Genomic DNA, 12,763 nt, shown 5'->3' with positions numbered 1-12,763 from the left:
TTTTGGCGACTACTTTAGTATATATTCTATTTCTTCCGCAATAAACCTTCCATTCTCAACGTATACCAAATTAGAAAAAGAGACGGCAACAGAATACTGTAGCGTCTCCATTCCTTCTCTTTATCTTAACACACTTAACGGATTGATATTGGAACCGTTCTTGAACACTTCAAAATGCAAGTGCATGCCTGTTGAGCGACCTGTAGAGCCCATGACACCGATTTTAGAACCTTGTGGCACTGTCTGTCCCACTTTGACGTCGATGGACGACAGATGGGCGTATAACGTCTTATACCCATTATTATGCGTGATGATGATGCGGTTTCCGTAGGTCCCATGATACCCGACATCCGTCACGACGCCATTGTCTGAAGCAAAAATAGATCTTGAAGATGGACGGGCGATATCAATGCCTTGGTGCACCCTGCCCCATCGTTTCCCCATTTGGCTCGAAACGTATCCGCCGTCTGCCGGCCACTTGAAGTTGCCTGTACCGCGAGAAGGGATCACTTTTGTTCCGACGACCGTCACTTCATGAACCGGCTCTTCGAGTACATGTTCCTCCATTACGGATTTACCGATCACTTTCCCATTCTTTTTCCGGATCTGATGCGTGACTGACTTCTTGCCGTCCGATCCTTTTTGCTTCACTTTCTTTTCACCCTTGAATTGCGAAGCATCCTTTTCAGTCAGCTTCTTGAACTGGATCGGTGCAATCTCTTTTGATTCATAGTGTGCTTCCACTTCTATGTATGGTTCAAGTGCTGTCACAATCAATTCCCGACCAATTTGAAGTAACGAATCTTCCGTAATGCCCGGATTGATTTCCATCAATTTTGCCGTCGACATATTGTGTGCGCTAGCGATTTTCCCTAATACGTCGCCTGCCTGGATGGCATATTTCTTCTCTTCCAACGTTCCTTTATTCAATAGGGTCATTGCTTCTTGCACGCTGCGGACTTCGTCAGGTGCTGTCTGGCCTTCAGTCGCCTGAATTTCTGCACTGAATTTAATCGCTGCGAGTCTCGTTTCATTTTCTTTTAAAGGTGGTATAGGTTCAGTAGATTGTTGGCGGGCTTTGAATTCCGCAAGCTCTTGCTCAGTGACTGTCTGCAATGTCAGTTCTTGGATCACTTCTTCATAATCGGCCATATCTTTGACGAAGAATGCGGTTTCTTCGCCAATTTGGACACCGATCGCTTCTGCCTCCACGGTAAGCATGTCCTGAAGTTTTCCAAGGACCTGTTCATCGTCTGTTCCGACCGAGAAGACTTTTTCCGGAACGACAGACAACTCAGTCCCGATTGTTAGGGGGAGACCTTCGTATTCGGAGGCCGCCTTCTCCAGTTTCTCTTGTTTAAGCTGTTCAATCTTTTTTTCGTCGGATAGCATCCCGACATATTTGCTGTCCGAGTAGACATGGTAGACAGTGTGGATGGAGGATTCCTCCGCTTTTTCGAGTGTGAAACCGGAGCTGATTCCGATGCCTGCAAGGAGGACCGTCAGTAAACCTGCCTTTTGGACTTTTTTATATAGTGGACTTCTATTCTGTTGTTCGTTCGTATTTTGTTTCTTGAAAAACATCGTTTAGTACTCCTTCCGACTGGCAACTGCTACAAGATGCCTATCATACTGAGATTTTCACGCTTCTTCAATTTATCATATCCTATAAGTCACTTGTTGCTTTACGTTCATTTGTAATGAACTTGTAGTATTGCAACCAAATATTCCTTATTTTCTTCCATGTATTAGTTGTAAATGAGTAGACTTCCAGCCGTGAAAATAGTCTTATATATAGAGATTAACCAGATCTACGCTTCAGGCGGACGCTTTCCGGGGGGCGGGCGTTGAGCCTCCTCAGTCGCGTTGCTCCCTGCGGGGTCTCACCTGTCCCGCTAATCCCCCAGGAGTCGCCGCCTTTCGCTGCAATCCTAGTAATTCATTTTATGAAACAAAGAAGTTAAATCAAAAAAGAAGCGTATGGGAAAATGCAAATCCCACACGCTTCTTTATTAATTTATTGATAGGCTGGGGCTTGGTGTTGGCTCCAGTCGATATTCAGGAACTTATTGTATTCCTTCGCGAAAGCTAGTGTAACAGTGCCGGTTGGGCCGTTCCGCTGCTTCGCTATAATGATTTCAATCATATTCTGATTCTCTGTTTCTTTATCATAGTAATCTTCACGATAAAGGAAAGAAACGATATCCGCGTCTTGCTCGATACTTCCCGATTCCCGCAAGTCGGACATCATCGGCCGCTTGTCCTGACGTTGTTCTACGCCACGGGAAAGCTGAGAAAGCGCGATGACTGGAATTTTTAATTCACGCGCCAACGCCTTTAGAGAACGGGAAATTTCGGATACTTCCTGTTGGCGGTTCTCACCAGAACGGCCACTTCCCATGATCAGCTGCAAATAATCGATCATGATCATGCCCAGACCATGCTCCTGTTGGAGACGGCGGCATTTGGAACGGATTTCGTTAATCCGGATGCCGGGAGAGTCGTCAATGAAGATACCGGCATTTGATAGGCTACCCATCGCCATCGTCAGTTTCCGCCAATCTTCAGCTTCCAAATTCCCCGTCCGCATGACTTGAGCATCAATATTCCCTTCTGCGCAAAGCATACGCATGACGAGTTGTTCCGCACCCATCTCCAAACTGAAAATCGCGACGTTTTCTCCCGCCTTCGTTGCAACGTTTTGCGCCACGTTCAGGGCGAACGCCGTTTTACCAACGGAAGGACGGGCAGCTACAATAATAAGGTCATTTCGCTGAAATCCGGCCGTAATTTTGTCGAGGTCACGGAATCCAGTTGGAATACCTGTCACTTCTCCTTTTCTCGTATGGAGAATTTCGATATTGTCATATGTTTCAACAAGTACATCTTTAATGTGCTTGAAATCACCAGCATTTTTCCTACTGGATACTTCCATGATCCTTTTTTCTGCTTCGGAAAGGACCGCTTCGACTTCATCCTCTTTCGTAAAACCTTCCTCGACAATATTGGTTGCTACGCGGATGAGTCGTCTCAGGAGCGACTTCTCTTCGACTATCTTGGCATAATACTCGATATTCGCTGCAGTCGGTACGGCATTTGCAACTTCGGTCAAATATGAAATGCCACCGACGTCTTCCAATTCCTTCTTGGCGGAAAGCTCTTCTGTTACCGTCACGACGTCAATCGGTTGTCCCCTATCACTCAGGATCTGCATCGTGTCGAATATTTTTTCATGGGCTGTTCTGTAAAAGTCGTCGGGACGAAGAATTTCTGAAGCAGTGATTAATGCTTCAGGTTGTAAGAAAATCGCTCCAATCACTGATTGTTCGGCTTCGTTATTATGCGGAGGGACGCGATCATACATCTGATCCATCATTATCGCTCCCTATCATTCTTCGGTTACATGGACTTTAAGCGTAGCTGTAACTTCCGGGTGCAGTTTGATCGGCACATTCGTATAGCCGAGAGCCCGTATCGCATCAGGCAGTTCCATCTTACGGCGATCCACTTTGATTTCATGATTTTTCTCGAGGGCATCGGCAATCTGCTTCGTTGTAATCGATCCGAAGAGACGTCCGCCTTCTCCGGATTTCGCTTTCATTTCCACAGTTTTCTCGTCGATGATCTCTTTCAGTTTTTTCGCTTCAGCCAATTCTGCGGCTGCGTCTTTTTCTGCGCGCTTCTTCTGGCCTTCAAGCTGGCTTAGGTTTGCAGGTGTTGCTTCAATCGCCAATTTGTTTTTCAGCAGGAAGTTTTGCGCGTAGCCGACCGATACTTCTTTTACTTCGCCTTTTTTTCCTTTGCCTTTAACGTCTTTCAGAAAAATTACTTTCATCTTCATTTTCCCCTTTCTGATTTATCTTCTATAGCGGATTTCAATAATTGAACCGCTTCTTCTATTGTTTCTACTTCAAGCTGGCATGCAGCATTCGTCAAATGCCCGCCGCCGCCAAGCTCTTCCATGATGAGCTGTACATTCAGCTCCCCAAGGGATCTTGCACTAATGCCGATTTTCCCGTCCGATCGGGAAGCGAGGACGAACGAGGCGATGACCCCTTGCATCGTCAGAAGGATATCCGCAGTCTGCGCAATGAGCACCGGGCTATAGACGACGCCTTCCTCGCCCCTTGCTATCGCAACACCCGCAGGGGTGAGCTCGACCGTTTCAATCAATTTGGACCTTTGAATGTACGTCTCGATGTCTTCCTTCAACAACCGCTGCACAAGTACGGTATCGGCTCCGTTCGTCCGTAAATAGGACGCCGCCTCAAATGTTCTCGACCCTGTCCGCAATGTAAAGCTTTTCGTGTCGACGACAATTCCCGCGAGCAATGCAGTCGATTCGAGCATCGTCAGTTTTTCATTTTTCGGCTGATACTCCACTAGCTCCGTCACGAGTTCGGCAGTCGAAGACGCGTATGGTTCCATATAGACGAGCATCGTATTATTGATGAATTCCTCGCCTCGTCGATGATGGTCGATGACGACGACCTTTTCAGCTTTATCGATCAGCCGCTCGTCGATGACCATGCTTGGCTTATGTGTATCGACAATGACAAGAAGGGACTTTTCAGTCAGCATCGACAATGCGGTTTCCGGATCGATGAATTGCGAAAATAATCCTTCGTCCTTTTTGATTTCATCCATCAGGCGGGTTACGCTTCCATCCAGTTCGTCAAAGTTGAGGACGACATGGCCTTCTACATTGTTCATCCTTGCCATCTTCCGGACACCGATAGAAGCCCCGATTGCATCCATATCAGGCATCTTATGACCCATGATCAGCACTTTATCGCTGCCTTGGATCAAATCCCGCAATGCGTGTGAAATGACCCTGGCGCGTACTCGGGTCCTTTTTTCCACCGGATTCGTCTTGCCGCCGAAAAATTTGAGTTTGCCATCTTTATGCTTGATGGCGACCTGATCGCCCCCTCGGCCTAGAACAAGATCCAGACTGGATTGCGCCAGCTCGCCCAGCTCTGTCAGCGCGGCGGAGCCTGTTCCGACTCCAATACTCAGGGTCAGACCCGCATTCTGCTTGGCGGTCTTCTCACGAATATCATCCAATATCGTGAATTTCGCCGTTTCCAACTGGGACAGAATTGCCTCATTAAAAACTGCTAAAAAACGGTCGGATGCAATCCTTTTCACAAAGATGCCGTTATCCAATGCCCACTGGTTCACGAGCGATGTGACAAGCGAGTTCAGATTGCTTCTCGTCGTATCGTCCATCGTTTGTGCAAGTTCATCATAATTGTCGATGAGCATGACCCCGAGCACGGTGCGGTCTTGGTGATAAAGGGATTCGATTTCCACTTTTTCAGTGATATCGAATAAATAGATCAGTTTTTCCTCTGCCCGATAGATGACCTGGAAAGTGGAATCTCCGACTTTCAACGTCGCCTTCTGCTCGTCATTTTTAAGTATGGACTGGAACGTTTCAGACAGCTGGAACAATTCTTCCCCGATCAACGTCTCTTTATCAAAGATATTGACAGCGTAAGGGTTCGCCCATTCGACGATCTGTTTTTCATTAAAGAGGATAATGGCGATCGGCAGCTCAAGCAGCGCCTCTTCCCCGACCTTTTTCATCCGGTAAGAGAGGGATTCAATATGCTTCTCTGTTTCAATGTATGTCTGTTCCTCAAACTTCCAGGCGATGCCTATCGCTATCGTGAAAGGAATCGTGAATAAAAGGCCCTCCCAGAAATTCGAAAGGAATAATAGGACGGCCGCTATCAATCCAAGGAGAGATATGACAGTCAGTGGATATCGGATAGCTCTTCTTCTAAAAAATGACCTCATTGTCTCATCCCCTTACTTCAAGTTGTCTTTTCCGATCCAAGCACGGATATTCACGCCTATATCAAGTATGCCGAGAAGTGTGGTTATTGGACTGAAAAGCAATGCGAAAATGGTGGATAACACCGTGACAACAGTAGGCAATTTCATTTTATACATAAAGTAGTGGATCAATGCCAATCCTTGCAATAGCAAAAGGAACCGCAAAATGATCGTTGCATTGACATATAGCAAATAAGCCGAAGACTCCGGCTTCATGTCCATCATCCATGGAAGGATAATGATCAGCCCATAGATAAAGATCGTGATGACGGGCAGTCTCATCTCCCTAAATGGTGGAAACTTCGGCACTTGATGGCCAAGCCTGCGAAGTACTTCGAAATTAGGAATGACCATCATGAACGTGAACACATACACCGATAGGATGAAAACGGCCGGAATGGCAGACCGGTACATCGTGAATGCTTCTTCCACTATCTTTTCATAGCTTTCCGGCAATGCGCCAAAGCTTTCGAGCGATGATTTGAATTGCGTCTCTGTCTCTTTCAGCATCGCCATCAGGCTATCGATCGCGTTGAATTCGAAAACAAGCGCTGCAATAAGATAAACCAATGCGCCCGCCACAATGAAGAAGAGTCCCGATGCCATGAATGTATAAAGCTTCGATTTACCCAACATCACCGATTCGGCAATGAGGAAACCTAGCAAGCCGAACATCACTGCAAAAGGCGCTAATAAAATGCCCCCAACAATGAGGGACAAAATGGTGCCAGCAGCAGCTACAATAATCGTCGAGCTTCTATCATAACGCAGCCGATAAAGAATGATCGGCAACGGGATGAATATCATAATGATATTTCCGAGAAAAGGGATATAGAATGCCCCCGCCAGAAGTATCGTGAACAATGCGAGCATCATCGCACCGTATGTTATTTTTTGAGAGTGGTCCTGCATGATTCAGTTCCTCCGTCCAGTCAATGGACTCTGTATTGTCTATCTCCTCATTAGAAAGTGAGTTCTTTCAATTGTATCATGATTGCCGCCGATTAACCAAAGGACAGTATGGAACCACGACTTTGAATAAAATTTCTTATTTCCCAGGAAACGCATAAATATCCATTAAAAAAAACCGCCTTGGGACCGGGAATTCCGGTATCACAAGGCGGTTTAAAAAGTATAATTATCTTTCTTCCGAAACGAACGGAAGAAGTGCCATAATACGAGCACGTTTAATAGCAGACGTCAATTTACGTTGATATTTTGCGCTTGTACCAGTTACACGGCGAGGTAAGATCTTTCCACGTTCAGAAACGAATTTCTTAAGTAGATCAGTATCTTTATAATCGATATGTGTAATGTTATTCGATGTAAAATAGCAGACTTTACGACGTCTGCGACCTCCACGGCGTGGTGCCATATTGCTTTCCCTCCTTACTTGACTACGTTACCGGCAATCAATCATTAGAACGGCAGATCGTCATCCGATACTTCTATCGGACCGCTGCTCGATCCAAACGGGTCATTGTCAGTACGTGTATAGTTTTGTTGTGCTGGTTGTTGATATTGCTGGTTCGGCTGCTGATTCTGATAATACGGTTGTTCGTTCTGTGGTGCTCCACCATAAGAAGCGCCTCCGGATCTCTCAGCATTTGCACTGCGCGGCTCAAGGAATTGCACGCTGTCTGCTACGACTTCTGTCATGAAGACACGCTTGCCATCTTGTCCATCGAAGCTGCTCGTTTGGATGCGGCCTTCGATTCCGGCAAGACTTCCTTTGCGTAAAAAGTTCGCAGTGTTTTCCGCCTGCTTCCTCCAAGTGACACAGTTGATGAAATCAGCTTCACGTTCGCCTGACTGGCTTGAGAATGTCCGATTCACTGCTAGCGTAAAGCGCGTTACCGCGATTCCGCTCTGTGTGTACTTGAGTTCAGGATCTTTTGTCAATCGGCCAACTAAAACGACACGGTTAATCATCAGAATGCAACCTCCCTCATCATTTTCAAGTTCCACCTATTAACGGTATTGCATTTCGTTCTTATATGGATTAGTTGTCTAGACGAACAGCCATATGACGAATGATATCTTCGTTGATGTTCGCAAGACGATTGAATTCATCGATTGCTTCAGTACCTGCGTTAGCTGTTACCAATTGGTAGTAGCCTTCACGTAGGTCGTCGATTTCGTATGCAAGACGACGCTTGCCCCACTCTTTCGACTCGATGATTTCCGCTCCGTTAGAAGTAAGGATGTCATCGAAACGAGTGATCAATGCTTTTTTCGCCTCATCTTCTACTGTTGGACGGATGATGTACATGATTTCGTACTTTCTCATCTTTAGTCACCTCCTTATGGACTTTGGCCTGCTTTTTACGGCGGGCAAGGAGTAAGTAATTTTTATTACTCACATCATCATATTTTAACATGATGTCTCTGGACAATCAACTATTAAATAAAATGCATAGTTAGTTTCCTAATAAACGGATTTCCGTTTCAGGCGGACGCTTTCCGTGGGCATGGCTTCAGTCTCCTCACTTCGCTACGCTACGTTGCGGGGCCTTCAGCTCATGCTATTCCCACTGGAGTCGCCGCCTTACACTTCAATCCTAAGCAAGTTTATTAAAATTATTAATCGGCCCATCAAGTCGTGTATACTTATTTTTAATAAGAGGTGATTTTATGGAGGATTCTACTCAACCGGATATAATAATCGAGATTGATTTGCCGAGGGTGGCTAAGAGCGGTTTGTGGCTAACTATTTTAACGCTTATTGGATTGATCATAGCAAAAGTTCTTATTGATGGGGAGCTTTCTTTTACGTTTTCCATTTGGACTGTTCTTTATTTCATTGTTGGTTATGTGGTTTTGATTGTCCTTCATGAGCTTTTTCATCTGCTAGGTTTCCGGGTGTTTGGCAAGGTGCCTTGGAGGAGTATGGTTGTGGGGATGAATCTGAAGCTGGGGATTGCTTATGCTACGACTGATCGGCTAATGACGAATCGGGCAATCCAGAAAGCCTTGTTGCTTCCTTTTTGGACGACTGGTGTAGTGCCGGCGATTATCGGACTCGTTACGAGTAATGGTATCTGGCTTGGTTTGGCTGCTTTTCTGATTGGTGGGGCTGCGGGTGATTTTGCGATGTATAAGGAATTGAAGAAACTGCCGGATGATTGGCTTGTAAAGGATGATCCCGAGTTACCGAAGCTGTACTTGTTCGAACCGGGACGGATTATAGAGTAAAACAACCGGAAAAGGATATCCCTTCTCCGGTTGTTTCATTTCTATTTCATTAATTAAACGTTAAATCTAAACAACATGACGTCTCCGTCTTGGACGATGTATTCTTTTCCTTCTAGACGGACTTTGCCCGCTTCTTTTGCAGCCGCCATGGAACCGGCTTCTACGAGTGCGTCATATGATACAGTTTCTGCGCGGATGAAGCCTCGTTCGAAGTCTGTATGGATAATGCCTGCACATTGCGGCGCTTTCATCCCTTTTCGGAATGTCCAAGCACGGACTTCTTGGACGCCCGCCGTGAAGTACGTGGCAAGGCCTAATAGATGATAAGAAGCTTTGATCAGTAGATCGAGGCCGGATTCCTTGATGCCTAGCTCTTCTAGGAACATCGCCTTTTCTTCGTCATCAAGTTCAGCCATTTCTTCCTCAACTTTTGCACTGACAACAATCACTTCCGCATTGTCCTGCTTAGCAAAGTCACGTACCATTTTGACGTACTTGTTTTCTTCGGCATCTGCGATTTCATCTTCCGCAACGTTCGCGACGTAAAGCATCGGCTTGATTGTCAGCAAATGCATTCCTTTAACGATCTGGAATTCTTCCGGTGTTAATTCAACGGATCGAGCAGGCTTTTCATTCTCAAAAGCTTCTTTCAGCTTTAGCAGCACCGGCTCCTCAGCCATTGCATCCTTATCTTTCTGCTTTGCCATTTTGGATACACGGGTCAAACGCTTGTCCACGCTCTCCATATCTGCAAGGATCAGTTCCAAGTTGATGACTTCGATGTCATCGATCGGATTCACTTTTCCTGATACATGTGTAATGTTTTCATCGTCAAAGCAACGGACGACTTGGCAAATTGCATCGACTTCACGGATATGGGAGAGGAATTTGTTTCCTAACCCTTCTCCTTTGCTTGCCCCTTCGACAATCCCTGCGATATCTGTAAATTCAAAAGCTGTCGGCACTGTCTTTTTCGGTACGACGAGCTCAGTCAATTTTTGAAGTCTTTCATCCGGCACTTCTACGATTCCGACGTTCGGATCGATTGTACAGAACGGATAGTTGGCAGCCTCCGCTCCCGCCTTCGTTATTGCGTTGAATAGAGTCGACTTACCGACGTTCGGCAATCCGACGATTCCAGCTGTTAACGCCATTTATTTCCCAACCTTTCATTTAGGTCAAATTCATAATCATATTTGCAACTCTTCTATTATAAGAATAGTTGGCGTTCCTGTCTAATTTTGCTCTGCTTCCGCCTTGACGAGCACCTTTTTCATCTTCTTTGCAAATTCATTTCGTGGAATCATCACGCTATGCCCGCAACCTTCGCATTTTATCCGGATATCAGCACCCATCCTAATGATTTTCCAAGCGTTTGTTCCGCATGGATGCGGCTTTTTCATTTCCACGACGTCATTCAAATGAAACTCCTTCTCCGCCATCTTTCCCGTTCCTCCCTTATTTTCTACTGATTATTAAATGATTTTGACACAAGTGTAGGATATGGAATTTCGATTCCTTCCTGTTCCAAATGTTTTTTCACGCCCATACTTATATTCCTTGCAATATCGAAATGGCGCATCGGCCTTGTTTCCGCGATAATCCTTTCAATGACGGAGTCCTCCGTAAAATCGTGGGCACCAATCAGTTTCGGCTTTCCTAGCAGATCAGGATTGTTCTTGCTCATCGATTTAAGAAATGCATCAATCGACTTCTCCACTTTCTCCACACCAAGTTCAAATGGAATGGCCACATCGACAATGGCCAATGAATTTTTCATTGAATAATTGACGACCTGAGCAATCGTCCCGTTTGGCAAAATGAAGATTTCACCGGTGAAGTTTTTAATCTTCGTCGTCCTCAAACCGATCTCTTCCACCATACCTTCAGCTGTGCCGATTTGAACATAATCCCCGACTGAAAATTGGTCTTCGAATAGGATGAAAAAACCCGAAATGACATCCTTCACAAGGCTTTGCGCACCGAAACCGACAGCAAGGCCCAGTACCCCTGCTCCTGCAAGAAGCCCCTTTACATCAATATTAAACTCCTGCAGGATGGCCAGTATTGCAGAAAAATAAACGACATAACTGAGCGTATTCTCGAGCAGCTTAAGCAATGTCTGTTCTCGCCGCTCCTCTTTCCGAATAGGGCCCTTTAATTTGATCCTAAAGATCTTTCGAATAATATACTTGCCAACTTGTACGGCAATAATCGAGATTGCGATGATAATGGCAATCCTTATGGCGAGTATTCCAACATGAATCCATGTTTCTTCTGAGAAAATGAATTTCCCGATTTTCTCGGTTTCTTCCCCAAGAAACAGTTTTTTTAAACTTTCCGTTAGCGCGTTTGTCATCCGCATCATGCCTTTCCGTATAAATCCTCATGAAGCCGCGTATACTGCTACACAATCAATTAACGAACTAATATATGAGAATGGAGTTTTGTCATGCACACAGCACTTTCCACTGATTACGATTTCCGTCTTCATTATAATGAAACCGGTGCAGTTTGGAAGCTCAGCACATATTTCCTTGAACAAATCCCTTTCCATGAAGACTCCCTGACATTCTTTTGCATCGGAACAGACCGTTCGACCGGTGATGCATTGGGACCGTTGACCGGTTCTCATTTAGCCGAGTCTTTATTGTTTCCGTTTCACGTCGTCGGAACGTTGGAAAAGCCTTTACATGCACTCAATTTACAAGAGCAATTGGATGAACGGCTAGCAATGGACCCCTCTCCTTTTATCGTTGCAATTGATGCGTGTTTAGGAAGAAGCGATTCTATCGGCCATTTGCTTTTTTCTCAAGGACCTCTCTATCCAGGCAAAGCGGTCGGAAAAGAATTGCCGCCTGTCGGTAATTTGTCCATCAAAGGAGTCGTCAATATATCCGGTTTCATGGAGCAGGCTGTCCTGCAAAGCACCCGGCTGCACCTACCTTTTGAAATGAGCCGGATCATTTCCCGTTCCCTTCAACTAGCCTATGGAAGATTCAAAACAGGAAGTGAACAACTGACACAATAACAGCGACGACAGCGATTCCCGGAATAAGATTTGCAACCCGGATTTTCGTAATACCAATCAAGTTCAATCCGATTCCGACGATCATTAAGCCGCCTGTCGCAGTCATTTCAGAAATGAAAAATTGCAATAATTCATCAGGTACGAAGCGGCTTATTTGTGTCGAGAAGATTGTAATCAGACCTTGGTAAAGGAACACCGGAACTGCAGCTATCATAACACCGATGCCCAGCGTGGAACTAAGGATGACAGAAGTAAATCCATCGATGATCCCCTTCATGATCAACACATCATGGTCGTTCCGCAAGCCGCTGTCTATTGCTCCGATTATGGCCATTGAGCCGACTACGAAGATGAGTGTTGCCGTCACAAATCCTTGTGCAATGCCAGGTCCTTCTTTTTTCGAAGGGAGTTTCTTCTCAATCCATTTTCCCAATCCGTTAATTTTGTCATCTAGGTTCATCCATTCCCCAATGATTGCACCAATAACGATGCTAATGATGACAATCAATATTTGCGTACTCTCAAATGTCATCTGTATGCCGATTGCCGCTACCGCCAACCCGATTCCATACATGACGGTTTCTTTCATCTGTTCGGGAATGTTAGATAAAAAACGGCCTAGTAATGCGCCGATAATAATGAGACAAGCATTTACAATCGAACCGAATAATATCATCGTTTTTCACTTCCATC

At 45.4% G+C, this 12,763-nt stretch carries 14 protein-coding genes; 2 read left to right on the top strand and 12 right to left on the bottom strand.

The features are described 5' to 3' along the window. Nucleotides 1-120: 120 nt before the first annotated feature. The 8 genes from ACFPTP_RS00165 to rpsF all read right to left on the bottom strand — a co-directional run bounded on the left by ACFPTP_RS00165 (nucleotide 121) and on the right by rpsF (nucleotide 8,134). Nucleotides 121-1,584, bottom strand: a complete 1,464-nt coding sequence (locus ACFPTP_RS00165) for a peptidoglycan DD-metalloendopeptidase family protein (protein WP_381441311.1) — start codon at nucleotides 1,582-1,584, stop codon at nucleotides 121-123. A 433-nt stretch (nucleotides 1,585-2,017) separates the two neighbouring features. Then, on the bottom strand, nucleotides 2,018-3,376 hold the full coding sequence (dnaB, locus tag ACFPTP_RS00160; RefSeq protein ID WP_381441309.1) for a replicative DNA helicase: 1,359 nt from the start codon (nucleotides 3,374-3,376) through the stop codon (nucleotides 2,018-2,020). Nucleotides 3,377-3,388: 12 nt separating this feature from the next. Then, nucleotides 3,389-3,835 (bottom strand): 50S ribosomal protein L9, encoded by a 447-nt coding sequence (rplI, locus tag ACFPTP_RS00155; protein WP_381441308.1) that lies wholly within the window; start codon nucleotides 3,833-3,835, stop codon nucleotides 3,389-3,391. Between the two features lie 2 nt (nucleotides 3,836-3,837). Continuing rightward, entirely contained in the window at nucleotides 3,838-5,805 is a 1,968-nt protein-coding gene (locus ACFPTP_RS00150; protein ID WP_381441306.1) for a DHH family phosphoesterase, read from the bottom strand. Nucleotides 5,806-5,817: 12 nt separating this feature from the next. After that, nucleotides 5,818-6,756, bottom strand: a complete 939-nt coding sequence (locus ACFPTP_RS00145; RefSeq protein ID WP_381441305.1) for a YybS family protein — start codon at nucleotides 6,754-6,756, stop codon at nucleotides 5,818-5,820. 226 nt (nucleotides 6,757-6,982) lie between these two features. Continuing rightward, nucleotides 6,983-7,219 (bottom strand): 30S ribosomal protein S18, encoded by a 237-nt coding sequence (gene rpsR / locus ACFPTP_RS00140; protein WP_060204561.1) that lies wholly within the window; start codon nucleotides 7,217-7,219, stop codon nucleotides 6,983-6,985. A gap of 44 nt (nucleotides 7,220-7,263) precedes the next feature. Beyond that, nucleotides 7,264-7,776, bottom strand: coding sequence for a single-stranded DNA-binding protein (gene ssb / locus ACFPTP_RS00135; RefSeq protein ID WP_381441303.1), 513 nt, complete (start codon nucleotides 7,774-7,776; stop codon nucleotides 7,264-7,266). Between the two features lie 70 nt (nucleotides 7,777-7,846). Then, a complete protein-coding gene (gene rpsF, locus ACFPTP_RS00130) occupies nucleotides 7,847-8,134 on the bottom strand; it encodes a 30S ribosomal protein S6 (protein WP_339252677.1) in 288 nt (95 codons plus the stop codon). A gap of 344 nt (nucleotides 8,135-8,478) precedes the next feature. Between rpsF and ACFPTP_RS00125 the strand changes: the two genes are divergently transcribed. Beyond that, the gene (locus ACFPTP_RS00125) at nucleotides 8,479-9,039 is read left to right on the top strand and encodes a DUF3267 domain-containing protein (protein WP_381441302.1); all 561 of its coding nucleotides are present in this window, start codon (nucleotides 8,479-8,481) and stop codon (nucleotides 9,037-9,039) included. 53 nt (nucleotides 9,040-9,092) lie between these two features. Here the strand turns inward: ACFPTP_RS00125 and ychF are convergent, their stop codons facing one another. The 3 genes from ychF to ACFPTP_RS00110 form a co-directional block, all read right to left on the bottom strand. Further along, nucleotides 9,093-10,193, bottom strand: a complete 1,101-nt coding sequence (gene ychF / locus ACFPTP_RS00120) for a redox-regulated ATPase YchF (RefSeq protein WP_381441300.1) — start codon at nucleotides 10,191-10,193, stop codon at nucleotides 9,093-9,095. Between the two features lie 81 nt (nucleotides 10,194-10,274). Beyond that, entirely contained in the window at nucleotides 10,275-10,481 is a 207-nt protein-coding gene (locus ACFPTP_RS00115; RefSeq protein ID WP_381441299.1) for a DUF951 domain-containing protein, read from the bottom strand. Between the two features lie 23 nt (nucleotides 10,482-10,504). Further along, nucleotides 10,505-11,398 (bottom strand): mechanosensitive ion channel family protein, encoded by an 894-nt coding sequence (locus tag ACFPTP_RS00110; RefSeq protein WP_381441297.1) that lies wholly within the window; start codon nucleotides 11,396-11,398, stop codon nucleotides 10,505-10,507. Nucleotides 11,399-11,491: 93 nt separating this feature from the next. On the opposite strand from ACFPTP_RS00110, the gene yyaC reads away from it, so the two are divergent. Further along, entirely contained in the window at nucleotides 11,492-12,070 is a 579-nt protein-coding gene (yyaC, locus tag ACFPTP_RS00105) for a spore protease YyaC (protein ID WP_381441296.1), read from the top strand. Here yyaC and ACFPTP_RS00100 read toward each other — a convergent pair. Then, nucleotides 12,039-12,746 (bottom strand): DUF554 domain-containing protein, encoded by a 708-nt coding sequence (locus ACFPTP_RS00100; RefSeq protein WP_381441294.1) that lies wholly within the window; start codon nucleotides 12,744-12,746, stop codon nucleotides 12,039-12,041. The two genes, yyaC and ACFPTP_RS00100, sit on opposite strands and share 32 nt — an antisense overlap. Nucleotides 12,747-12,763: the final 17 nt, after the last annotated feature.

The sequence above is a fragment of the Sporosarcina koreensis genome (assembly GCF_042655825.1).
GTDB classification, from domain to species: Bacteria; Bacillota; Bacilli; order Bacillales_A; family Planococcaceae; genus Sporosarcina; species Sporosarcina koreensis.
Note: the sequence above shows the minus strand (reverse complement) of the source record. Positions and strands in the feature narration are given on the sequence as shown.